The 24,824-nt window shown below is 40.7% G+C and carries 23 protein-coding genes; 12 read left to right on the top strand and 11 right to left on the bottom strand.

What is annotated here, in order from left to right; all coding sequences use genetic code 11:
* The first annotated feature begins 93 nt into the window (after nt 1-93).
* Nucleotides 94-2,226, top strand: a complete 2,133-nt coding sequence (locus ABYD77_RS01500) for a TonB-dependent receptor plug domain-containing protein (RefSeq protein WP_372766315.1) — start codon at nt 94-96, stop codon at nt 2,224-2,226.
* Here the strand turns inward: ABYD77_RS01500 and ABYD77_RS01495 are convergent.
* Complete coding sequence (locus ABYD77_RS01495) at nt 2,223-2,588, bottom strand: PQQ-binding-like beta-propeller repeat protein (RefSeq protein ID WP_372766313.1); 366 nt, start codon at nt 2,586-2,588, stop codon at nt 2,223-2,225. The genes ABYD77_RS01500 and ABYD77_RS01495 overlap by 4 nt on opposite strands.
* A gap of 153 nt (nt 2,589-2,741) precedes the next feature.
* On the opposite strand from ABYD77_RS01495, the gene ABYD77_RS01490 reads away from it, so the two are divergent.
* From ABYD77_RS01490 to ABYD77_RS01480, 3 genes are all read left to right on the top strand, one after another.
* Entirely contained in the window at nt 2,742-3,659 is a 918-nt protein-coding gene (locus tag ABYD77_RS01490) for an SPFH domain-containing protein (protein WP_372766311.1), read from the top strand.
* Between the two features lie 63 nt (nt 3,660-3,722).
* Nucleotides 3,723-4,178, top strand: coding sequence for an NfeD family protein (locus tag ABYD77_RS01485; RefSeq protein ID WP_274762732.1), 456 nt, complete (start codon nt 3,723-3,725; stop codon nt 4,176-4,178).
* A 5-nt stretch (nt 4,179-4,183) separates the two neighbouring features.
* Entirely contained in the window at nt 4,184-4,870 is a 687-nt protein-coding gene (locus ABYD77_RS01480; protein WP_372766309.1) for a pseudouridine synthase, read from the top strand.
* Here the strand turns inward: ABYD77_RS01480 and ABYD77_RS01475 are convergent.
* Nucleotides 4,860-5,030, bottom strand: a complete 171-nt coding sequence (locus tag ABYD77_RS01475) for a hypothetical protein (RefSeq protein WP_372766307.1) — start codon at nt 5,028-5,030, stop codon at nt 4,860-4,862. The two genes, ABYD77_RS01480 and ABYD77_RS01475, sit on opposite strands and share 11 nt — an antisense overlap.
* 362 nt (nt 5,031-5,392) lie before the next feature.
* On the opposite strand from ABYD77_RS01475, the gene ABYD77_RS01470 reads away from it, so the two are divergent.
* On the top strand, nt 5,393-6,268 hold the full coding sequence (locus ABYD77_RS01470; protein ID WP_372766305.1) for an EamA family transporter: 876 nt from the start codon (nt 5,393-5,395) through the stop codon (nt 6,266-6,268).
* Nucleotides 6,269-6,317: 49 nt separating this feature from the next.
* Here the strand turns inward: ABYD77_RS01470 and ABYD77_RS01465 are convergent, their stop codons facing one another.
* From ABYD77_RS01465 to ABYD77_RS01455, 3 genes are read right to left on the bottom strand one after another with little or no spacing between them, the layout of a single operon-like run.
* Nucleotides 6,318-7,370, bottom strand: coding sequence for an efflux RND transporter periplasmic adaptor subunit (locus ABYD77_RS01465; RefSeq protein ID WP_372766303.1), 1,053 nt, complete (start codon nt 7,368-7,370; stop codon nt 6,318-6,320).
* A 3-nt stretch (nt 7,371-7,373) separates the two neighbouring features.
* Complete coding sequence (locus ABYD77_RS01460) at nt 7,374-10,673, bottom strand: efflux RND transporter permease subunit (RefSeq protein WP_372766300.1); 3,300 nt, start codon at nt 10,671-10,673, stop codon at nt 7,374-7,376.
* A gap of 12 nt (nt 10,674-10,685) precedes the next feature.
* Nucleotides 10,686-10,991 carry an ArsR/SmtB family transcription factor gene (locus ABYD77_RS01455; protein WP_372766298.1) on the bottom strand — a complete coding sequence of 102 codons (306 nt, stop codon included), beginning with the start codon at nt 10,989-10,991 and terminating at the stop codon, nt 10,686-10,688.
* Between the two features lie 134 nt (nt 10,992-11,125).
* On the opposite strand from ABYD77_RS01455, the gene ABYD77_RS01450 reads away from it, so the two are divergent.
* Entirely contained in the window at nt 11,126-11,314 is a 189-nt protein-coding gene (locus tag ABYD77_RS01450) for a DUF2892 domain-containing protein (RefSeq protein WP_372766296.1), read from the top strand.
* 2 nt (nt 11,315-11,316) lie between these two features.
* On the top strand, nt 11,317-11,664 hold the full coding sequence (locus ABYD77_RS01445; RefSeq protein ID WP_372766294.1) for a rhodanese-like domain-containing protein: 348 nt from the start codon (nt 11,317-11,319) through the stop codon (nt 11,662-11,664).
* 95 nt (nt 11,665-11,759) lie between these two features.
* Here ABYD77_RS01445 and ABYD77_RS01440 read toward each other — a convergent pair whose 3' ends face one another.
* The gene (locus ABYD77_RS01440) at nt 11,760-12,401 is read right to left on the bottom strand and encodes an OmpA family protein (RefSeq protein ID WP_372766292.1); all 642 of its coding nucleotides are present in this window, start codon (nt 12,399-12,401) and stop codon (nt 11,760-11,762) included.
* Between the two features lie 72 nt (nt 12,402-12,473).
* A complete protein-coding gene (locus tag ABYD77_RS01435; RefSeq protein WP_372766291.1) occupies nt 12,474-13,247 on the bottom strand; it encodes a substrate-binding periplasmic protein in 774 nt (257 codons plus the stop codon).
* Nucleotides 13,248-13,603: 356 nt separating this feature from the next.
* Between ABYD77_RS01435 and ABYD77_RS01430 the strand changes: the two genes are divergently transcribed.
* Together ABYD77_RS01430 and ABYD77_RS01425 are read left to right on the top strand one after the other, a co-directional pair.
* Nucleotides 13,604-14,743: a sensor histidine kinase gene (locus ABYD77_RS01430; protein ID WP_372766289.1), complete on the top strand. Its 1,140-nt coding sequence runs from the start codon at nt 13,604-13,606 to the stop codon at nt 14,741-14,743.
* A complete protein-coding gene (locus tag ABYD77_RS01425; protein WP_372766287.1) occupies nt 14,736-15,677 on the top strand; it encodes a histidine kinase in 942 nt (313 codons plus the stop codon). Before ABYD77_RS01430 ends, ABYD77_RS01425 begins: the two co-directional genes overlap by 8 nt.
* Here the strand turns inward: ABYD77_RS01425 and ABYD77_RS01420 are convergent.
* The 4 genes from ABYD77_RS01420 to speA all read right to left on the bottom strand — a co-directional run bounded on the left by ABYD77_RS01420 (nt 15,667) and on the right by speA (nt 20,649).
* The gene (locus tag ABYD77_RS01420; RefSeq protein WP_372766285.1) at nt 15,667-16,857 is read right to left on the bottom strand and encodes a mechanosensitive ion channel family protein; all 1,191 of its coding nucleotides are present in this window, start codon (nt 16,855-16,857) and stop codon (nt 15,667-15,669) included. The two genes, ABYD77_RS01425 and ABYD77_RS01420, sit on opposite strands and share 11 nt — an antisense overlap.
* A gap of 10 nt (nt 16,858-16,867) precedes the next feature.
* On the bottom strand, nt 16,868-17,782 hold the full coding sequence (locus ABYD77_RS01415; protein ID WP_372766283.1) for an acyltransferase: 915 nt from the start codon (nt 17,780-17,782) through the stop codon (nt 16,868-16,870).
* Nucleotides 17,776-18,672: an acyltransferase gene (locus ABYD77_RS01410; RefSeq protein WP_372766280.1), complete on the bottom strand. Its 897-nt coding sequence runs from the start codon at nt 18,670-18,672 to the stop codon at nt 17,776-17,778. The genes ABYD77_RS01415 and ABYD77_RS01410 overlap by 7 nt, the downstream gene beginning before the upstream one ends.
* Before the next feature lie 102 nt (nt 18,673-18,774).
* Nucleotides 18,775-20,649 (bottom strand): biosynthetic arginine decarboxylase, encoded by a 1,875-nt coding sequence (gene speA, locus ABYD77_RS01405; RefSeq protein WP_372766278.1) that lies wholly within the window; start codon nt 20,647-20,649, stop codon nt 18,775-18,777.
* 172 nt (nt 20,650-20,821) lie between these two features.
* On the opposite strand from speA, the gene speE reads away from it, so the two are divergent.
* The 3 genes from speE to ABYD77_RS01390 all read left to right on the top strand — a co-directional run bounded on the left by speE (nt 20,822) and on the right by ABYD77_RS01390 (nt 24,527).
* Complete coding sequence (gene speE, locus ABYD77_RS01400; RefSeq protein WP_372766276.1) at nt 20,822-21,682, top strand: polyamine aminopropyltransferase; 861 nt, start codon at nt 20,822-20,824, stop codon at nt 21,680-21,682.
* Between the two features lie 139 nt (nt 21,683-21,821).
* Complete coding sequence (locus tag ABYD77_RS01395; RefSeq protein ID WP_372766274.1) at nt 21,822-23,837, top strand: glycoside hydrolase family 97 protein; 2,016 nt, start codon at nt 21,822-21,824, stop codon at nt 23,835-23,837.
* Nucleotides 23,838-24,023: 186 nt separating this feature from the next.
* The gene (locus ABYD77_RS01390; RefSeq protein WP_372766272.1) at nt 24,024-24,527 is read left to right on the top strand and encodes a hypothetical protein; all 504 of its coding nucleotides are present in this window, start codon (nt 24,024-24,026) and stop codon (nt 24,525-24,527) included.
* Nucleotides 24,528-24,824 lie beyond the last annotated feature (297 nt).

Raw genomic sequence — 24,824 nt, 5'->3', positions numbered from 1 at the left:
AATTCTAATTATGGCAAGATGTTGCATCACCCTATTGGCTTTTTTATTTGGTTTCGTAAATTGATGTAGACCCAAATGCGAAAGAGTAACGAGATGAGTTTAGCTAGTAACACTACAATTCATAAATGGATATTATTTTCCAGCACTATGCTGCTAACGTTAAATTCGTCTCTCATTTATGCCAATTACAATAATGATTTATTCGACCTTTCTTTAGAACAACTGATTAATGTAGAAGTTTCTTCTGCTTCTCTTACTAAAGAGTCCTTAAGTGAAGCGCCAGTGCCCGTTACGGTAATTACCGCGAATATGATTAAGCAGGCTGGTGCGCGCAATATCAAAGACGTGTTACTGGCATATGTGCCAAACATGACACATGTTGAAGATCAGAACGAACAAAACATTGCTGCCCGAGGTGTTTTCACCTCATCACAGCAGAAAATTCTATTTTTAATTGATGGCCATCGCCTTAACAGTCGAAGCTATTCAATGGCTTCTCCAGACTACGCCATTAGTCTTGATAAAATAAAACAAATTGAGGTGCTGCGAGGGCCCTCTAGTTCTATTTATGGCAATGTTGCTCTCACAGCTACGGTAAATATTATCTTAAAAACGGGCAGTGAATTAACACAGTCTCAAATTGCAATTACTGCCGGTAATCAAGGCCATAAACAAGCAAGCCTAACGCTAGGAACACAGGGTGAAAACTGGGACTTACTGGCATGGGCACAGTACTTTTCAGCTAAAGGTGAACGTTTAAACATTTCACCACAAAATAACTATTCACCAACGCCACGAGAAGACGCATATGCCCATTTAGGGTCATATCAAGACAAAAACACCTATGATTTAGGGGCAAAAGTCATTTATCAAGACTGGCGATTGCTAGCTAACTCCCGCAGCTCTCACTATATTGAACCATTTAGTGCAGGTGGCATAAGTGGCGAAGCATACAATTATGACAACATTCGCAAACACTCAGGCACGGGGCCTGGCTTAGGTTACGCCTCAACACATATCAATCTCTCGCATCAAGATGCAATATTTAATTGGCAATGGCACCAAGAAGTCTACCTTGATGATAATAAAATTGATTCGGTTGTCGTCACGGCTCCAGCATCTAATCAAGCTGCAAGTGTTAACTGGCAAGAGCTTTCCTCAGGGTTGCTAACACATGTCAGCAAACGCATTGATAACGTTGATTATTTAATTGGTTTGCAATTAGACCATATGAAAATCACAAACTCTCATTTTGCGGTTTCGCTAAATTGGGAGGATTACTTTCCGGCTGACCAACAAACGCCTTTAATCAAAGAAAGCAGTGAATCAATTTACTCAGCCTTTGCACAGGTGAAATATCGTTTTTCAGCAAATTGGCTTGCCAATGTTGGTGCACGGTTTGATCAAAAAAAACGTACCGGTAGCGATAACATTAACGACTTGAGCCCGCGCCTCGCAATCATTTACCAAAGTGAAGATGGCTATAATTTCAAAGCCTCATATGCAACGTCATTTGTTGATGCGACTTACTGGAATCGCTTCAGTACATTAGGTTCTTTCCGAGGTGCACAAACGCTTAAGCCTGAAAAACTATCATCACTACAGTTTACGCCTAGCATTAAACTTGCTGAACACCAGTTTTACGGTGCAGTAAATGTCTTCTATAACCAGTTAGATGACTTTATCTTTCGCGATAATAATGCTGGTGCAAACGAGCCTAATTACTCAAATGCAGGTGAGTTAACCACGTGGGGAGTTGAAGTGGAGTCACGTTTAACAAAACGCGACGTTACTTGGCATGCAACACTTGGCTATCAAGCCGTGATTGATTCTGAGCGCTTTGCAACCACAGATGATAAAATTAATAATGTACCAAGCTTAACAGCCAACTTCATCACGAGTTGGCAGTTAAACGATAATGCAGATGCCAGTTTCACTGTGCGATACATAAGTGAACAACAGTCTCCAATTCATATCATTTCCAATGGGCAAGAAATCACTGATCCTTACCCAGATCAAGGGGTTAATTTTAACGACCCTAATAACCAAGTAGATGATGTGATTTTATTTGATGCGGCAATTAATTATCAGATTTTGGATGATTTTAGTGTGTCGCTCACAGCGCATAACTTACTAGACAAAAGCTATCAACAAGGTGGCACTACATTACACCCTTATCCACAGGCGGGTCGTAATGTTCGCGCAACACTAAACTATTTCTTTTAGCCGCCATCTCCCGCAGAGGCTGTTCCTGATGCCGCTATTGCAGCTGCTGTAGCGGCCGTTGATGCCGCAGCAGTGGCAGCGACATTACTCGCAACAACCCCGCTCACAGACGCAGCGTGATTACCGACATCTATAATACATGTGCCGTAACCCAAACCTTTTAACGAATTAGTCCATATCTGCTTACCAGTGGCTTTATCTAAACAAAATAAATGCCCCGATGCAGCTGCATAAATTCGACTGTGATCACTACTCACAACGGTAATGCTGCCTGACTTCAGTTTTGTGCGCCATACTTCTCTGCCATCTCCTTTGCTGATTGCGATGACATAACCATTAATTCCAACAAATAATAAATCCATTACACTCTCCTTTTAATCTTTCTTTTTCTAGCTTGCAATATTGCTTTAAAAAAACAAATACCGTCCAACACCATTATTATCCACTTATCATTAAATCTGTTATTTCAGCTCAAAAAACGTTAAATTGAAGTCAATTAAACAGGAGAGCTAATAATGGAACAGTTTGATATTACAATAATAATTGGCCTTGCCGTAGTCTTTATCCTCGTTATGCTTGGCATAAAAATGGTACCGCAGGGTTTTAACTACACAGTGGAACGTTTTGGTAAATACACGCGAACACTAACACCTGGTTTGCAACTTATTATTCCACTTGTAGATACTATTGGTCGTAAGCAAAATATGATGGAACAAGTATTAGATGTACCACCACAAGTGGTTATTTCATCTGATAATGCTCAGGTAACTACCGATGCAGTTTGTTTCTATCAAGTGCTAGACCCTGTTAAGGCTTCATATGAAGTTAACGACTTAGAACGCGCTATGCGCAACTTGGTAATGACCAACATCCGTGCGGTTTTGGGTTCAATGGAACTAGACGAAATGTTATCTAACCGAGATAAAATTAATGGTTCACTGCTTGTAAAAGTAGATGAAGCAACTGATCCTTGGGGTGTTAAAGTTACCCGTATCGAAATCAAAGATATCGCACCACCAATGGACTTGGTCGATGCCATGGCGCGCCAAATGAAAGCCGAACGTGAAAAGCGTGCCAATATTTTAGAAGCTGAAGGTGAACGTGAAGCAGCAATCAAAGTAGCTGAAGGTCAAAAGCAAGCCGAAATTTTGAAAGCAGAAGGCGCACTCGAAGCAGCTAAACGCGAGGCTGAGGCACGTGAACGTTTAGCAGCAGCGGAAGCTGAAGCAACACGCTTAGTGTCAGAATCAATTCAAAACGGTGACTCACGTGCAATTAACTATTTTATTGCACAAAAATACATGGAATCACTGGGCAAATTAGCAGAGTCTGATAACAACAAAGTGATGATGATCCCACTTGAAGCAAGCAATATGTTAGGTTCTATCGCTGGTGTTGCCGAAATTGCAAAAGAAGCATTTGGCAAGAAATAAACCTTACATAGATGTATACTAACAACTGCACAGCACAGACTGTGCAGTGTTTTTGGAGCAGTTATGATTATAGAGCTATTAAATAATTTAGAGCCTTGGCACTGGTTATCACTTGGATTACTGCTGCTTGGTGCTGAAGCACTTGGCGCATCAGGCTTTCTGCTTGGAACAGCGATTGCTGCGTTTTTATTAGCGATTATCAATGCCCTATTTAGCGATATTTCTTGGCAAACTCAGTTAATTTTATTTGCCATCGCAGCACTTGGTTTTTCAATTGCTTACTGGAAATACTTTAAAGAATTTAACAACCGTTCAGATCATGGTCCACTGAACCAACGAGCGGCAAGCTTAATTGGTCGTGAACTAGTTGTAGAACATGACCTAACTGGTGGACAAGGTCGTATTCAAATTGGCGATACTTTTTGGAAAGTAAAATTTGAAGGCCAAATAGATAAAGGCACACGTATCAAAGTAGTGGATGCCGACAGTATGAGCCTGCAAATAACCTCAATTAACTAAATCTTGTGAGCAAAGTTCGCCTCGCTAAATTTATTGCTGACGCTGGGATCTGTTCTCGGCGTCAAGCCTCTCGCTTGATTGACGACAAACGTGTGTGTGTTAATGGTGCGTTAGCTAATCATATTGACCATGTTGACGGTGACGATCTTATCGAACTCGATGGTCAGAAGGTTGTTGCACAACATGACAAACACTACTTCGCAATTTTTAAGCCTATCGGTATTGATTGCAAATTAATACCAAGCGACCCAAGCAGCTTGATTCACCTGCTACCACAACACATCAGATTATTTCCTATCGGCCGTTTAGATAAAGATTCACACGGCCTATTGTTGCTCACTAATGATGGTGAATTATGCCATCAGTTAAATCACCCTAATTTTGATAAAGAAAAAGAATACATAGTTACCACCAGCAAGCCTATTTCTCGTGAATTCTGCCAACAAATGATGGCGGGCGTGCCGGTAAAAGGTGAAATCACCAGGCCATGTATTGTTGAGCAATTAAATGAAACGCAATATCGCATTATATTAACGCAAGGCCTTAATCGGCAAATACGCAAAATGACAAAGTTTTGTGGCAATTATGTAACAGATTTAAAAAGAGTGAGAATTGCAAAGTTAACACTTGCCGAGCTTAATCTGGAACCCGGCAAGTACTGCGCGATTAGCCGCAGCCAAATTACTTCCTAAAGCGAACATACATATAAAGACTTGCAATAACACCGCCTGGTAACAACGCTTTTTCCATACCATTCATTGCTAGGTAAGACATTGTCGCAATGAAAAATAGCGTGGTTAAGATAACGTCTAAGTATTCCAAAGAGAACTCTAATAATTTATTGGTATTCATAACAATTCCTTGCTGTTGTGCTAAACCAAATCAGGGGTTGATTCAAACATTAATAAAAAACAGTGCGCTTTGATAAGCTGGGTGTAGCTTAGAATTTTTGGATAAAAAAACTTTGATCTAGAATAAAAAACAGCCGAGGTATGAAAAAATAAGCCGCAAAACTTGCGGCAAATCAACAATAGCATCATGTGGAAAATGTGTAGCAAAGGGCAAGCTACAAAACCTATTATAAAAAAAGACAAAAAATTCGCCTGCGACAAAATGTCGCACTTTTAATGAATTTTTTTCACCTATTCAAAAAACCGCGACCTTTATTCTCTTTTCAACTGATAAAATACATTTTTCAATCAAAAGGTATATCTATGCTTTGGGTCTTTTTTACGGTGCTTGCCGCCTTTATGCAAACCTTTCGCAATGGCTTGCAAAGCAAATTAAGTAAGCATGTCAGCACGCTAGGAGTAACGCTAGCACGGTTTTTATTTGCTACCCCAATTGCACTGGTTTACCTCATTGTGCTGTATCAATTTGACCCCATCGAGATACCCGCATTTAATGCTAAATTTTTAACCTATGTCGGGGTTGCGGCAGGCATGCAAATTTTAGCAACGGCACTGATGGTGGTGCTTTTCAAGCAGCAGAACTTTGCCATAGGTGCAGGCCTTGCAAAAAGTGAAGCCCTCGTCGCTGCGATTTTAGGCGCGCTCTTTTTCGGCAGTAAGTTGACTTTGCTTGGCTGGTTTGGCGTTTTGCTTGGCGCATTGGCCGTTTTTGTTTTAAGCGGATTAAGATTTACTCAAGGGTTTAAACTCAAGACCGTGTTCATCGGCCTTAGCTGTGGCAGTGCTTTTGCACTTACTTCACTTTCGGTGCGCGAAGCGAGCATTGCGCTTAATTTACCATTTCCACACAGTGCAGCTTGGGTACTATTGTGGGTGCTCAGTGTGCAAACATTGATTTTATTAATACATATCACGCTTAAAGAAAAGCACACCTTTAGCAAATTAAAACAGCACCTACCCACAACCTTTGCCATTAGTGTTACAAGCTGTATTGGCTCTATTGGTTGGTTTAGCGCCATGAGTTTACAGTATGTAGCGTATGTTAAAACGCTCGGGCAAATTGAAGTGCTATTTACTATTTTACTTGCCATTTTCTGGCTTAAACAAACACCGAGTAAAAATGAATTACTTGGCCTGCTACTAATTGCCATAGCGGCGATTTTAGTGATGTGGCAATAGCGATACAAAAAAGGCTGCAAAGTGCAGCCTTAAAATACTAATCAAAGTACTAAATCACCAACTTTTCACCGCCAGATAAACCTGAGGTAATGATAATTAAGTTGTTTTCTAAGGGTTGTCCTAAACGCACAAAACGCTCGCTGATTTTACCGTTTTCAAGCACTGACACCTTAGCTAACTGCCCAAATTGCTGAATATAACGCGCATCGATTGCAATCACGCCGCGCGCATCTTTATCAATACCAACTTTGGCATACATGCCCGGCATCAGTCCTGTTAAGTCGATATTATCGCCCGCTAAATCAAGCTTTACTTCAAAGCTGCGTGCAGCACTGTCAGCGAGCGGCACAATTTCACTTACCCTTGCCGCACGCACTTGATTCAGTGCTGATAACTCAACTTGTAGTTTTTGTCCTAACGACAAATTAACCGCCTGACTTTCAGGTATAAAGCTACTTATTTGAATACTGGTTGGATTATAAAGTGCAACAACAGCTTGCCCAGGGTTAACTAAATCACCAGGCTCTACCATGCGATCAACCACTTTACCCGCAATAGGCGCAACAATTTTACTGTAGGTTAAGGTTACTTTTGCTTGGTCCAATTGTTGCTCATAGCTGAGTTTAGTGGCACGTAGTTGATCATAAGTAGCTTGCACTGTATCTAAATCATTTACTGAAATAAGCCCTTGCTCACGCAGCGCTTTATTGCGTTTTAACTGGAGTGTGGCTTGCGTTAATTGCGCAGAAACCGCCTCCACCTGAGCCTCTATCTGCCCTACTTGTGCTTTTAAATCTTGATTATCAAGTTCAGCAATCACATCTCCGGCTTTAACAATATCGCCAGCTCTTACGTTCACTGACGTGACATTTGCTAAAATACGGCTCGCAACTTGGGTGTTTTGTCTGGCAATTAAGTTTGCTGGCAACCATAGCCGTTCAATATGCACATAAGGTTCAACAGTGACAGTTTGCACATTCTGCAATTCGTCGTTTGATGTGCTTGGCGCAACTTTATTGTCAAAGCCGCCCGCCATCATAATGATCATTACAATCAAGATAACGATGGCACTGATCGGAATTAATACTTTTTGTTTTGTCATGATTTATTGCTCCTGACGCTCTTGATCACTGTTTTGTGACTCATCGAAAACCAAATAGTAAACGGCGGGCACAATAATCAAACTAAATAGGGTGGAAGAAATAATGCCAAAGATAATGGCGAGCGCTAAACCACTAAACACAGGGTCTAGAATAATCACTAGGTTACCCAATAATGTGGTGCCAGCTGTAAGCAACACTGGGCGCATACGCACGCTGCCGGCCATTAATAAGGCCTGTTTTATTGATTCACCCTGAGCGCGCGCTGCGCTGATAAATTCAACCAAAATAAGTGAATTTCTCACCACAATACCCGCAAGGGCAATCATGCCTATCATCGCAGTTGCAGTAAATAGAATCGGCTCAGGGCTATTTGCAATCTCGCGCTCACCAAACTGATTGATTATCCAAAACCCCGGCATAATACCAATCACAGTTAACGGGATTGCCGACATAATAATGCCCGACAACGCATATGACCCCGTTTGTAAGCGAAGAATAAAGAAGATACCTGTCAGTGCAAACGCAAATGCAATGCCCATATCCCTAAACACGCGCGCAGTTATTCGTAGTTCGCCTTCACCACTCCAAGTAAGCCAAGTGCCTTTTGGAATTGACCATAATTCACCACCACCGTTATTTAGGTAGTGACGGTCCTGCCAAGCAACATGGCTTGCTTGCTCATCGCCTAATTGTTCACGTTGGTCAGCATTAATATCAGCGACTACTTCCGCCGGTGTTCTGCCATTTAACTCAGCAGTGACATAAATCACTGATTGTAAATCTTTGCGGAAAATAGGCTGTGCAACCGTTAACGTTTGGTATTCACCTAATTCACTAAGCGCTACGAGTGGTTGGGGTGCAGCTTCTAACCCTAGCCCTAAATCAGTTTGTGCGATGCCTTCTCGACCGCGAATATAAAGGCCATCAAGTTCACTTGATTGATTACGTGTAGCGTAAGGAATACGTAATTTTATCGCTAATGGCTCGGCCTCAGATTCATTCGCAATTGTCCCCGCCTCAACGCCAAAGCCAGCAATCATTAGGGTACGTTTGATATCTTCTGTCGCAATTCCCGATAATGCAGCTTTTTCTTTATCTACCACAAAACGATTAATCTTTTGCGCCGCTTGCATTGTGGTATCAACTTCAACCACATGAGGCTCACTGGCTAATCGTGCAGCTACTTGACGGGCCGCTAATTGCTGTTGTTCCAATGCGACAAATGGCTCTCGGTATACTTCTGCCACTAAAGTTGATAACACCGGTGGACCTGGTGGAACCTCAACTACTTTGATATTGATGCCATCTTTATTAAATGGCGCCAATAATTCACGTAGCCGTAATACCACACCATGGGATTGATGTTCGCGTTCGCTTTTATCGACCAACAATACTCGGATTTCAGCTAGGTTTTCTCGCGTACGCAGATAATATTGACGCACCATGCCATTGAAATCGATAGCACTCGGCTCACCTACGTATACCGCAACAGCATTCACCTCAGCAACACGCTTTACCTGCTGTGCAATTTCCGAAGAAAGTGCTGCACTTTGCTCTAAGCTGGCTGACTCAGGCAAGTCGATTAAGATTAGTACTTCATTCTTATTATCAAACGGTAAAAGCTTAAGTGGTACCGTGCGGAACACCGGCAATAAGGCGCTAGCAACAAACAACCCAAGGGTCAGCCAAAGCGCCATCTTAGCACGTGATTTTGACGCCAAAATCGGCGTTAATATTTTATGGTAAAGGTCGCCACTGTTATTGGTTTCTTGCTCTACAGGAGAATCTGTTAGTAACTTACTCGCAAGCCACGGCGTAACAAATAAAGCAACTAAGGTTGAAACAATCACACTGACAGGCACATTAAACGCCATTGGTGCCATATACGGCCCCATCATGCCTGTAATAAAAGCCATAGGCACAAAAGCAAGTACAATGGTTACTGTCGACATAATCAAGGCAGGGCGAATTTCACTCATCGCCGCGACAATTTGGCCTTGTTTATTTTTGCCCTTACTCATAAAGCGTTTGATATTATCAACACCGGTAATGGGATCATCGACCAGTAAACCAAGTGATAAAATCAAAGCAAATAACGTTACGCGGTTAATGGTATAGCCAAACGCCATATCCAAGATAAGCGTTAAACCATAACAAATAGGCACCGCCAAGCCAACCACAATAGCCGGTCGCCAACCTAAAAATACGCCAATAAAAACCACCACAGTAAACACCGCAAACGCCAGTGACGAAACCAGGTTATTTACTTTTTCGTTAGCGGTTTCACCGTAGTTTCTAAGTACCGAAACATTAACATGCTCTGGGATCAGCTGGCTTTGCAGTGATTCAACCTCAGCTAAAACACGATTAGCAAGGCTTACTGCATTACTGCCTGCTTGCTTAGCAACGCTAATAGTAACCATTGGATGATCGGCTGTGTCGGCAGCCACTTTGCTATACCATTGATAGCTTGTCGGTTCTGTAGGGCCATCTTGAATAGTGGCAACATCGGATAAATATACTGGTTTGCCATTAATAACATTGACGACTAAACGGTTAAGCGCTTCACTTTGACGAAATACATCGCCCACCTCTAAAACCACAGACTGATTATTAGTTACTTGCACACCAACAGTAGCAAGTTGGTTAGACACACTCAGCGCGTTGTAGACATCCATTACGGTGGTATTAAATGCGGCAAGATTAGTGGTGTTTAAGTAAATTTGTACTGCGCGCTGACGCCCGCCAATCACCTTAACTTCAGAGGTATCATCAATTGCTTGTAAATGCGTAGAAACTTCTTGGGCGATACGACGAAGTGCATAGTCATCATAAAGTTGCGGCTGTTCACTCCAAAGTCCCAACATCATAATAGCCACGTCATCAACTTCAATTGGCTTAATCTGCCAATTGGCGACAATGCTTGGCATAGTATGCTGATTTGCGTAAAGTTTGTTGTAGGTATTTAAAATCGCTTTTTCGCGGTCTTCACCCACATAAAAGCGCAGCGTAACAATTGCACCACCCGTTTGCGTGACTGAATAAACATGCTCTACACCCGGCACTTGTGCCAATAACTTTTCAAGTGGAATAGTAACTTGTCGCTCAACTTGATTGGCACTGATATTCGGAACCGCAACTTGAATATCAAGCATAGGTACAACAATTTGCGGCTCTTCTTCACGCGCCGTAAATTGCAACGCCAATAAGCCACTTAATAGCGCAAAAATAAAAATGATAAGCGGAATGCGCCCTTGCAATGAGCTGGCAACCAAGCGATCAACAGGATGCGTTAACTTCATTTTTAATTCCCTTTACTCTGATTGACAAAACATTTCGTACAAGGCGTTTAACATGGCACTGACACGTTGGTCGACAATACGGTAATAAATAGTTTGTGCTTCACGGCGCGTTTCAACCAACTTCGATTTACGCAAGCTTGCCAAATGTTGAGACAATGCTGATTGTGCTAACGGAATAATCTGGTTGAGTTCAGTGACACTTAGTTCACCTTGATTCAAGGTACATAAAATCATTAAGCGATTTTTATTTGCCATCAACTTTAAAAATTGCTCTGCATCTGCTGCATTTTCAAGCATTTTTTCCATATCTAACATCATATGCATCAATTCAATATTCTTAAAATTGAGTAAAGTATATGCCGTTATATTAGAAAAGTCTAATATTAGAGTTTACTAATTTAGGTTTTACTAATATATTAAATAGCAAGTTCTAATATAAGTTAGGTTTTCATATGAAAGTTAATGATGCACTGAGATTAATTGCTGGCGTAATGCTAATTGTATCGCTATTACTCACCCTCTTTGCGCACCCAAACTGGGTGTTCTTCACGCTGTTTATTGCTATAAATTTATTACAATCAGCATTTACTAAATGGTGCCCTATGATGACCATTTTGCGTAAATTTGGCCTGGAGGATTAAGCATGCTAAAGACAATTCCCGATCTTATTAAGCTCGCATCAGAAAATGTAAAGAAAGTCGATTCAGCACAAGCAAAAGCTGAAATAGCACAAAATAATGGATTATTAATCGATGTACGCGAGCCTGCTGAACATGCCATTAAAAATGCCGTTGGTGCAATTAATATTCCACGCGGTGTACTCGAAATGAAGCTGGTTGAAATTGAAAAAGACGCTGACCGCCCTATTTATCTTCACTGCGCTACCGGTGGCCGTGCCACACTTGCTGCCGAACAGTTACAACGTATTGGCTACAACAAGGTAACGGTGATTAGCTGTAAAGCTGACAGTGTATGTGAGACATTTTGTTAGACTAGAGCGTGTTAACCTTAACAGTCTTTTTCTGCAGTAATCAACAGGTACTAAAAAGGCTTCCATGTGGAAGCCTTTTTTAAGTAATTACACCCTTACGCTTGGTTAGGCACAATTTGCACTTCTACACGACGGTTTTTGGCTTTACCTGCGGCGGTTTCATTACTCGCTACCGGACGCATTTCACCATAGCCTGTTACCGATAAACGATCACTCATAATCGACTGGTTTACCAAATATTGCTGTACGCTGCGTGCACGACGCTCAGACAGTGTTTGATTATAGCTTTCGCTACCACTGCTGTCGGTGTGACCTTCTATGCTCAAATAGGTTTTGTCGTAATGATTTAGTACATTCGCAATTGTGTTTAAAGTATCGTGAAATTGTGGCGTAATTGTCGCTTGGTTCGTTGCAAATGTAATATTAGAAGGCATTACTAAACGCAAGTTGTCACCCTCCCTAACTACCTCAACACCTGAACCTGATAACTGTTCGCGCATTTCTGCTTCTTGACGATCCATATAATCACCAATCGCAGCACCAGCAATAGCACCCACGGCGGCACCAATCACAGCACGTTTGTTTTTATGATTTGATGTTGATTTGCCTATCACTGCACCTGTAACAGCACCGATCATCGCACCTTTTTCGGCATTCGTTGTAGCACAACCAGACGCAGCCAATGCTACAGCTAAAATAGAAACGTTAAATAATTTACGTGAAGAGAAATAAGTCATTGTTTACTCTTTATTCTTAGGAGTTTTATAAAATGTAATTTGTTGTGACTGAACAAATACTGAATCAACTTATTATTTTATTATAACTGGAGGTAAGTCATATATATCAACAAGCTGAGTTAACTCACCTGAGTTTGCTAAATCCAGTAAAGCCTGCTGTACGCGTGTAATAAGTTTTTGGTTTTCAGAACGTTTTGATGCCACGGCAAAACCCAGGATCGGTTCATCGTGGCGGTAATTCAACTTTTTCAAGCGATGGGAAGGTTGGTTTAACACACTCAATGAATGATCTGCTGTTTGTTCAACACCGATCACCACATCCAGACGCCCTTTCAAAAGTAAATCCATTGCAACTCTTTCACTTTGTACAGCTATTTTATTAAGCTTCTTATCATTATCGAAACGGGTAAAGTGAGCAGCCCCGCGAACAATACCTATGCGCTTACCGTACAAATCTTGATAGGTATTGACTGAGATATCAGTTTCAGTTTGGGCATAAAACACAAAGGGAGAGTTTAAAACCATATAAGCAGGATCAAGAAACACCATATCTCGCTCTCGCTCAGGTGTTTTTATAAAGGCACCGCCAATATCGGCTTGGCCAGACCTAATGAGTTGTACGCAACGAGAAACAGGACATGGTATAAGCTGAAGAGATACGTTCAACTGCTTTGAAATACGCATCATAATATCGATAAGTAAACCACGCGGACGTGTCTCACCAAGTGTGTAACTATACGGTGGAGCATGATCAACTGCCACTACCAATCGCTCATGTGCCATTAAGGGCGATGCGAGCAAGAACGTAGCGAGCGTTACGATATATATAATGTGTTTTAAATTCACAATTCTGCCTTACTACAGAGTGGCAAAAAATCCTTGTTCTGCGGTTGCATACGGTTTGATTCTAGCCAAAAAGCCCATTCAAAAAAACCCTAAAATACGACATTCACTTTATTTTTATGTAAGAAATTATTAAATTACATATAGTTACACGAAATAATCTACACCCTTTAATTAGTATATTTGCTTTAATTAATATTGCGAGATTAAATCTTAATAAACCATAATTTTTAAACTCTTAGCAAATATTATAATGGTTTACGTACCTCTAACAAACCTTCGATTATTCAAACTATTATTGCCATTTTTTCTAAAAAACTATATTTTGCAATTGGCTTTTTCTAAACATCAGGTGACACTTGCATTGGTTGGCAAAATATAAAGTGGCAATAGGCGTTAATCTATTACTATTTTCACTTATACTTCTTATCAGTTTTGCCTGGCAGTCGGCTCCTTTACGTATTGAGGATATTGATTCTGCGCGTTTACTACACTACAGCGTGCATATCATTATCATTCCAATTATCTGCATTTATTTGCCTCTCAAATACATCCGTCACAAATACAATAGTGGTAAAAAAGCTTACCTAGCAGGTTTAGTGTTTAGTGTTTTCACAGGTATTGTCAGCGCAACTTACACCCATACGATTTCAGTGCCAGGTAGTTTTTTATTTAAAATTGAAGGTGGAACAAAGCAAGTAGATGATCCTGATTATATAAATGCCAGCGACACCAATTCATATATGTCACTAACGATTTCAACCAGTGTAAAAGGCTATAATAAGCCTTTAGGGCCAGCCTACTTTTATGTGGAATCCTTTTTACACGGCATATTTTACTGTTTTTACATGCTGTGTTACTTGCAAGCATTTGGTATTTTGCACAAACATAAATTAAAAGCGCAACTTAAACAACAACAACTGGATGTACTGCAATATCAGTTAAATCCTCATTTCTTGTTTAATTCATTAAACAGTATTCGTGGCATGTTGTATGAAGATATCGGTGAAGCAAAACGATTATTGTTTGAATTTCGTCAACTCTTTAAGCACCACTTTGACAATAAGCGTCATTGCATCGCATTAAAGCAAGAGCTCTTACTCTGCCGGCATTACCTTAAACTTGAAAAAGTGCGTTTTGAGGAACGCCTTAACGTTGATATTTCAGTGTCTGAGGCATGTGAGACTCTATTAGTTCCTAGTATGAGTATTTTCACTTTAATTGAAAATGCCATTAAGCATGGTATCGCGCAAATACCTCAAGGTGGCACCATTGCCATATCAGTGTATCTGCAAACTAAAAAGCTTTGTATAAGTGTCAGTAACCCTATTAACTTAACCGCCCGCCAAGCTGATGGTACGCGCACCGGGTTGACCAACCTAGAAGCACGCTTAGCGCTATTATATCGCGATAATTTCACTATTAACTCTGAACGCACCAACGACCAGTTTAGAGTCGAGCTGAAAATACCGATTAAAAAGGATAAAAGCGGTGAATAAATCCAATGATTACTATATTGCGCAGGGAATTATTGCCGCGTTAATCCTCTTTTTCCCATTAGTGGCGGTCACGTTTTTTGCTCCAGAGAAATTAATGCAGTATGCCCATGAATGGCTGCTATACACACTTATGTTAGTTTCTGTCTGGCATTTTGTAACCCGTCGCTTTATCAAACGAATGCTGCAAAAGCAGCGCTTCTATCGCGCTTTAGTTGTGCTTAGCGCGGTGATTATCTCTGTGGCGATTCTCTATTTACCTAACATGCTGCTTAGTTATATTTGGTATGTTGAACCTGCCGATCGCGAACAGCTGGTAAGATTATTAACAAAATTTAATATATTTCTTAGCTTTGTCTGGACGATTGGCTATGTAAGTGCGCAAGCAGTTCGCGAAAAAGCCAGTATCGAAAAGAGCATTCGTCATCACACTTTGAAGATGCTGTCACAACAAGTACAACCCGCGTTTCTTTACCAATGCTTAGACAATATCGAAGCGCTGATGGATAAAAATATTGATAGCGCAAGTGAGTCAATTACAGATTTAGCAGAGCTACTGCGCTACAAGCTGCAAGCAGGTAAACAAGACTTAGTGGAATTGCAACAAGAGCTCAATGCGTTGGGTTATATGCAGCGCTTAGCAAACGCTGGAGATTTAACCGTCTCTGTGACACCAAACCTTGCTGAGCGCTCAATTACAGTGCCGCCGTTATTAGTTTACAACTTGCTTTATATGTTAAATTTAAAGGTCTCACAACCACTTCACCTTGAAGTTGTGATGACAAAAGAAAGCTGTATTTTGTTGGTTTCGGGGTTTAGTTTTCAGCCGCGTTTAATTATGTCTCGCATCAAGCATAATTACGCAGAGTTTTTTGCCAGCCAACAAGCAAGCATTAGCTACCAAAACAAGGTACTCAGCCTAACAATTAACGGGTAAATTGACCGCTCATATACTGGTAAGGACGCAATGCAAAAAGCGGTAAGGTTGCCAGTAAATGATCTATGATATCTGCTTGTAAATGCTCATATGGGATCCAGCGCTTATCTGCGCTAAAGCAATAAATCTCGATAGGTAAACCTTCAGCACTAGGTGCTAGCTCTCTCACCATTAAGGTAAGGCTATGATTAAGCGCTTTGTGTTGGCGTAGATATTCTTCTGCATAAACACGAAACAACCTGACATTGCTTTTGCTAAGTGCTTCTTGCAGCAACTCTTGCTCTAATACATCGCAAATAACACTGTGCTGTTTCAAGCCTTCGATAAATTCATTATCAATAATGCGAATACTGTTTAAATCAAGGTTAATAGCACGTTTAATACGGCGCCCACCTGATTCCTGCATGCCACGCCAATTTTTAAATGACTGCGAAATTAGAGCGTAGGTTGGCACTGTGGAAATGGTTTTATCCCAATTACGCACCTTTACCGTGTTAAGGCCAAGCTCTTCAATCTCACCATCAGCACCATATTGGTCGATTTGAATCCAATCACCATCCGCAACTAAACGGTTAGCCGCAATTTGAATGCTCGCTACAAACCCCAAAATCGTATCTTTGAATATTAAAAGTAACACCGCGGCAAGTGCACCGAAACCAGACAATATATACGCTGGTGACTTACCCAATAGTATGCTGACAACCAAAATAGAGGTAACAATAAAGGTAATTAGTTTTATTACCTGAATTATGCCCAGAATCGGCACATCTTTGGCAAAGCTAAGCTGATTATAAGCCGCCCCAGAAATGCCAATCAGCGAGCTAAAAATAAAACCACTGTAAATCACCGCTAGGATTTGGCCCACCGTACGATAAAACAGCTCAGCTTCTTCGCCAGGAAGATAGAAATAGTGAAAGCTTGAAAGAAACGTCACACTGCAAATAAAGCCAGCTAAGCGCCTATTTAACTTGGTTAACAAAGGTTTAAGTTGGCCTAAACGCTGTGGAGAAATATACACAGCAAGCTTTTCAAAGCTAGGTAAAACTAAGTGTCTCGCAGCAAAGTAAATCACTATCAGCATTAAAATACCGGAGCAAATAGCAAGGGCTTTTGGTAACCAAGCAAGTTGAGGGAAGGCTTCTGATAACCATGGGGCTAATAACGTCTCAATTTTGCTCATAAAAATCCTTTTACTGACTTGAATGCGCTGGCGTCACTTTCGGTAACTGCGGGTTCTCTTGCATCAATGCAATTTGCAGGTCTTTCGTTTGCCAAATATCATTGAGTTTTTGTTGAAACTCAACTCTAAACTCGCGGTCATGCTGATAATCTCCAATCAAATTAGCTGAAATTGTCTGTACTTTGATATCGACATGAATTTTAGTCAGCTTGCCGAATAACATGTCCTTGCAAATCGTTTCAGATGTACCGTGATAAACAATGCTGGTATTTAATAAACCATCCATTTTCTCGCCAAGTACTTCAAGTGCAAATGCAATCCCCCCTGCTTTTGGCTTAAGCAAGTGTTTAAACGGACTACGCTGTTTTTGATGTTTTTCAGAAGTAAAACGTGAGCCTTCGACAAAATTAATAATCGTCGTTGGATTTAAGCGAAAATGGCGACATGCACGTTTGGTGCGCTCCACATCCATCCCTTTTAACTTCGGGTTTTTCAACACTTTAGCTTTACTCACGCGCTTCATAAATGGCATATCCATCGCCCATGCGCCAGTGCCTACAAATGGCACCCACTTAAGCTCATCTTTTAAAAAGAATTTAGGCGCCGGCAAACGACCAAGGCCACTCAATACCATAATGTCGAGCCAGCTTTGGTGATTCGAAATCAGTAAGTACCAAGCGTTTTCGTCTAACTCACCTTCAATATCAACTTGCCAATTATCACACGCAAGCCAAACGCCAAAGAAATTCCCCTTACACCAGCCTTTATAGGCCAAATGCAATGCATCGCGCACGATTTGTATTGGCAATACTATTTTTAACAGTCCCAATAAAAATACGATGCCACCACACAGCACAACATTACCAACAAGCACCGTAAATACAATTGGCGCAAGTAATACGCCCGGTAAAAATTTAGCTAGCATGACACTTCCTCAGCTTGTAACTGCTTTAATTCAGTCAATTGCTGATCTTTACCTTGCCATAAGGTATTGAGTTCAGTTTGAAATTGCACACGGAACTCAGAATCATTCGAATAGTTGCCCACCCAAGTCGATGACACAGGTTTTACTTCAATGTGTACACGAATTTCAGGTACTTTACCCGCCAAGTAGTCAAAGAAAGTTGGTGTGCCTTTGGGATAACAAATAGTGACATCAACAAGCTTATGCAATTGTTCACCCATTGCTTCCATAACAAACGCAACACCGCCTGCTTTAGGTTTTAATAGATTATCAAACTGACTTTTTTGACGAGTATGTTTGTCTTTCGTAAAGCGTGTTCCTTCAACAAAGTTCACAATGCTCACTGGCATATTCTTAAACTTGGCACAGGCTTTTTTTGTGGTTTCCATATCTTTGGTGCGCAGCGATGGATTTTTCTTTAGCTGGCTTTTGCTGGCACGCTTCATAAATGGAAAATCCAAAGCCCACCAAGCTAAACCTAAAAATGGCACGTAAATTAGTTCTTTTTTCAGGAAGAAGTTTAGAAAAGGAATTTTCTTATGCAGCACACGCTGCATAACCAAAATATCTACCCAAGATTGATGGTTGGCAACCACTAAGTACCAATCTTTATAGGTAAAATCTTTACTTCCAGTAACAACCAGTTTAGTTGGTGTAAAGATGTATTGAATTATGCTGTTGGTGCCAACCCAACGACTCGCACACCATTTAGCAATAACGCTCCACATTTCCTTCCATGGTTTAATTGGTAATAACTTTAGCAAACCTGCAATAAAAATAGGTACAAACCAAAACAGGGTGTTTACAGTGTAAAACAGTAATGAAATTAGGGCTCTTAAATAATACAACATCACACAACTTATCGAATTTATTGGATGAACAAGCTAAAAAAGGCCATATTTTAGCCTTTTTTAGCGCAGCAATAAATAGCCAGACTCTTGTCTTACAGCTGGTCAGTCTTCAAAGTAGGTGTAACCACTAAGTCCAGCTTCTAACTCTTCTAAATACGCTTGCTGTAACTCATTCGATAGATTACTGGCCACGAGACGATTCTGGTAATTGGTTTTTAGCGCACTCTCGTTGTAATGCACATACTTAAGTACGTCTTTTACGCTGTCACCTTTTAATGCATTGGTAAGTACAAAGCCTTTGTCATTTAGCTCAATATGCACAGAATCTGTATCACCAAAGAGGTTGTGTAAATCACCTAAAATTTCTTGGTAGGCACCCACCATAAACATAGCAAGGTGATACTGCTCGCCTGGGCGGTATGGAGGAATAGGTAAACTTGCTTCAATACCTGCACCATCGACGTATTCTCGAATTTGGCCATCAGAATCACACGTGATGTCCTGAAGAATTGCACGCTGAGTACATGCTTCGTCTAAGCGTTCAATTGGCATTACTGGAAATAACTGCTGAATACCCCAAACATCCGGTAATGATTGGAATAACGAAAAATTCACAAACAGTTTGTCGGCTAGCTTCTCATTTAAATCATCAATCACTTCACGGTGAGAACGAGCACTTGCACTTAATTGAGCGCGTACTGCACGTAAAATGTCGAAATATAAGGTTTCGATTTGCGACCAATCGGTCATCGATAACAACCCGTGCACGTACTGCTCGTGTGCTTCGCTGAACAAATGCATAGCATCATGGTAAATTTCAAGCGCTAGACGCGGTGTTAAACGCTGTTTTGCTTGCCACATTTCTTGTAATACTTGCGGCGAATTGTCTGAAAGTACAATATCGCTGTGTAATTTTGGCGCTTCTTCAACATCAATTACATCAGTGATAAGCACTGCGTGATGTGCCGTAAGTGCACGTCCTGATTCTGTAATAATGTCTGGCTGCGGCAGGTTATTAGCTTCACAAGTGTCGGCAAAGGTATTTACAACATTGCGCGCGTATTCAGCTACTGTGTAATTCATCGAGCATGAATTACGTGATCCTGAACCCTCGTAATCGACACCTAAACCACCACCTACATCAATCGTTTTAAGCGCAACACCCATTTGGCAAAGCTCAGCATAATGGCGCGAACATTCTTTCAATGCACGGTGAATATCGCGAATATTGGCGATTTGCGAGCCAATGTGGAAATGCACAAGTGTAAGTAAGTGCTCTTTCCCAACTTTTTTCAAGCGCTCAATAGCACTTAATACCTGGCTTGCAGTTAAACCAAATTTGCCTTTTTCACCACCGGTATTTTGCCATTTACCTTTACCTACAGAGTTAAGGCGTATACGAATACCAATGCCTGGCTCAATGCCCAGCGTTTCAATTTCTTGCAATAGCACATCAAGTTCAGAGAGCTTTTCAACCACGATATTTACATCATGCCCCATTGCCTGACCGATACATGCTAAACGTAAAAATTCACTGTCTTTGTAGCCATTACAAACGATTTTAATTGGTTTATCGGCTACCCCTAAAATCGCCATTAACTCAGGCTTAGAGCCAGCTTCAAGGCCTACTTTATTACTTTGATGAGCAAGCAGCTTTTTAACTACTGATGACTGCTGGTTAACTTTAATTGGGTAAACGCAGGTGTATTCACCTTGATAATTTCGGCTTTGTTTTGCATCCGCGAATGCACCTACTAGCGTATCAACACGCGACTGTAAAATATCGGTAAAACGAACCAAAACAGGTAACGTTAATCCCTGTTCTTTAAATTGTTCAGTTAACTGGGCTAAAGAAACACCTTGTTTTGTGTGATCTTTATCTGGAAATGCAACCAGCTCGCCTTGTGCGTTAATATCAAAGTAGCCTTCACTCCAGTGAGCGATATTATAAGTTTCGCGTGCGTTAGTTATAGCCAATGTTATCTCTTCATAAAGTCATATAATTAGGAATATTTTAATTTGCTTTTTAATCACTAGCCATAAAAATTAAATTGTTCGGCTATAATTTTATTTTCTAATTGAGTCACACGCATTTCACTGGCAAAATTGCGGCAATTTTTAAACATATAAATGGTAAGTGAAAACTACTATGTCTAATTTAGATGCTAATACTTGGTTCACTGAAATAAGTGATCGTGATGGCAGTGCTTTTTCACTGCGCATCAATAAAAAACTAGAGTCAAAACAGTCTCCATTTCAACTTGTTGAAATGTACGATACAACAGACTTTGGTAATTTAATGATTATTGATGGCTGTACTATGGTTAGTACGCGCGAAAACTTTTTCTATCATGAAATGATGAGCCATCCAGCATTGTTTTCACACCCAGCACCGAAAAATGTTGTGATCATTGGTGGTGGTGATTGCGGTACATTACGTGAAGTACTTAAACACCCAGGTGTTGAAACCGTTCATCAAATTGACATTGACGAAGTTGTAACTGAAATGTCGTTGAAATACTTCCCTGAACTATGTGAGTCAAACAACGACCCACGCGCAACAGTGATGTTTGATGATGGCATTAAGTTTATGGCTGAAGCAGCACCAGAATCAATCGATGTTATTATTGTTGATGGTACTGACCCGGTAGGTCCTGGTGAAGGTTTATTTAACCACGCGTTTTATACTAGCTGCTTAAAAGCACTGCGCTCTGGCGGCATCTTAATTCAGCAAAGTGAATCGCCATTAATGCACCAACAATTACTGCGTGAAACACGTGCAGCAATGTTAGAAGTTGGTTTTGCCGATTTACAAACTCTGCCATTCCCACAACCAATTTACCCTTCAGGTTTATGGTCAGCAACGATGGCACGTAAAGGTGAAAACTTCACAGCATTTAGAGCAGAAGATGTTGAAAATGCAACATTTGATACAGAATACTACAACGTAGGCATTCACCAAGGTGCATTAGCTACACCTAACTTCTTAAAGCGTGCTTTAGCTAAATAAGTGAAAACACGTTAAGCTATAAAATTTAAAGCCCTCTTCGAGGGCTTTTTGCATTATTGAATACGTTTGCAAGCGCTGGTGTCATTTTTGCCAACCTTTTACTCTTGTTATCCCCACATTGACAACAAGTGATACAAAAATGAAAAAAGCACTTTTCCTGCTTCTGCTTACGCCGTGTCTGCAGGCGAAAACCGTTTCGGTAAATTCGCCAAATCAACAGTTAAAAGTTGTCGTCAGTGATGATGCTGAACTGCCAACATACCAAGTTACACTTAATAAAAACACCATCATCATGCCATCAACCTTGGGCTTTACATTTCGAGAGCATACAGCGCTGGGCCATAATGCTGAGATTGTAAATTCAAACATATCATCACATGATGAGACTTGGCAGCAGCCTTGGGGAGAACGCCACAATGTGCGCGATAATCACAACCAATTGGCAATAACGTTTAAACAACAAAACGCTACTTTTAATGTCACCTTTAAAGTATTTGATGATGGCATTGGCTTTCGTTACCAATTAGCTGAAGATCAGGGTTATAAATACGCAGAAATCAGTAAAGAACTAACCCAATTCAACCTTTCAGATGCAAACACGACAACATCTTGGTGGATCCCAGCGCGCGAATGGAACCGCTATGAGTATGTTTACAACAAAACACCGCTTAATTTAGCACGTCATGTGCATACGCCAGTAACCTTTAAACGCAATGATAATATCCATATTAGCATTCATGAAGCGGCCTTAGTCGACTTTGCTGCAATGACACTGAAACAAGGTCGTGATGGTCAGTTTAACGCTGATTTAACGCCTTGGAGTGATGGCACGTTAGTTAAAACCACTGACGGTTTTACAACACCTTGGCGCACTATTCAAATTAGTGACTCTGCGGTTGGCTTAGCTAACTCAGACTTAATTCTAAATCTCAATGAGCCAAATAAATTAGGTAATGTTGATTGGGTTGAACCAAGCAAATACGTAGGTATTTGGTGGGGTATGCATATTGGCGAAAACACCTGGGGCAGCGGGGAAAAACATGGTGCTACCACAAAGCTCACTAAAGAATATATCGACTTTGCTGCACAAAATGGCTTTAAAGGTGTGTTAGTCGAGGGTTGGAATATTGGCTGGGATGGTGATTGGTTTCACAACGGTGATGTATTTAATTTTACCAAAGCCTACCCTGATTTTAACTTTGCTGAACTGGCACACTATGCCAAAGATAAAGGTGTGGCGATTGTTGGACACCACGAAACATCCGGCAATGTGAGTAACTACAGAAATCAAATGGAAGATGCCTTTGCGCTTTATCAAAAGTACGGTGTTAGCCAAGTTAAAACCGGCTATGTAGCTGATGGCAGCAATATTAAACGTGTTGATACAAACGGCCAAGTTCATCGCGAGTGGCACGATGGTCAATTTATGGTGAACGACTACTTAGCCAACGTAACACTTGCTGCAAAACATAAAATTAGCATTAATACCCACGAGCCTATTAAAGACACCGGTTTGCGCCGCACTTACCCAAATTGGATTTCTCGTGAAGGTGCCCGTGGTCAAGAGTACAATGCGTGGGGCACACCACCAAACCCACCAAGTCATGTGCCAACATTAGCTTTTACCCGCATGCTGTCAGGCCCAATGGATTTCACCCCAGGCATCTTTGATTTATCGTTTAATGGTTTAGGTAGCGACACTAATCGTCCTCAAACCACATTGGCAAAACAGTTAGCACTGTATGTTGTGCTTTATAGCCCAATTCAAATGGCGGCCGATTTACCACGTAATTACCTTGCCAAGCCTGAAGCATTTCAATTTATTAAAGATGTACCGACAGACTGGCAAGAGAGTAAAGCGATTGCTGGCGAAGTAGGCGAATTTATCGTATTTGCGCGACAAGATAAGCATTCAGATGACTGGTACTTAGGTGCCGTAACCGATGAAAATGTACGTACTGAGAAAATTAACCTTAATTTTCTTGACCCTAATCGCAAATACATTGCCCAAGTGTACAGCGATGGCGAAAACGCAAATTGGGTCGACAAACCTTACGAAATGGCGATTTATAGCAAAACGGTGTCTAGCAAAGACGAACTCAGCTTGAAAATGGCTGCAGGCGGCGGTGTTGCTATTCGTTTTAAGGCTCTTTAAAGAGCTTTATTTTCTGCAATAATTACTTGCTTATGCCATAAGGCATACCAAAGCCCTAACCAATGTTAGGGCTTTTCTTTTGCCACGTTTTCACTAAGCTTAACAAACAACAAAATTTTAGCTGTGTTATCAAAAAAGCCATAAACACAGAATTACTCACTAACAATAAAATGAAAGAGAACCCCAATGAAAAGACGACTTGTTATCGGCATCTGTTTGTTACTACAAACCTTCGCCAGCCATGTTAATGCATTAGACGAAAAGCTAAAAATTTTCGAACCTTACTTAGGCACATGGGAATCTACCTTTAGTAATGGCGCGGTTGATGTATGCCACTGGGAAAGTGCGCTAAATGGCACAACATTGCGCACCCTGCACTCAATTAATGACGGCGCATACGGTGGTGAATCACTGATTTTTTGGGACAATAAAAAACAAAAACTGGTGTTTTACTACTTCACAACCGCGGGGTTTTATACTCAAGGCGAACTTGAAATCACTGCTGAAAATGAGTTTGTTGCCTTTGAGGATGTAACAGGTAATAAAGAAGGTATCACTAAAGTAAAATCATCAAGTAAATTAACAAACGATAAAATTATCGTCAGCACTAGTTACTTTAAACAAGGTGAATGGACAGCGCCAAAATCTCGCAGTTACACCCGAAGCACTAAAACCGTGAAATTTAAATAGAAGCATCACGCATAAAAAAGCCGACCATGCTTAAAAGCAGTGTCGGCTAAATAACCTAAGGGAAATAGTTCGTTTAGCAGCGAATTATTAACGGTAAGTTTAAATGCATTTGGTTTCACTTTTATTACAAAGAGGGTAACCAGCAAAAATTTATATAAAGCAGTTTTTCTCACAAAAATCTTTTACCCATCTCAGAAACAACCGATGAAAGCACGCATTAGAAAAATAAACATCCTCATTAAAACGTATAATATCAATAAGATAAGCGACAATAGAAAGAGCGCACTAAAAATAATG

Source organism: Pseudoalteromonas sp. (assembly GCF_041629635.1).
Classification (GTDB): Bacteria; Pseudomonadota; Gammaproteobacteria; order Enterobacterales; family Alteromonadaceae; genus Pseudoalteromonas.
This window is presented reverse-complemented; position numbering and strand designations above follow the sequence as displayed.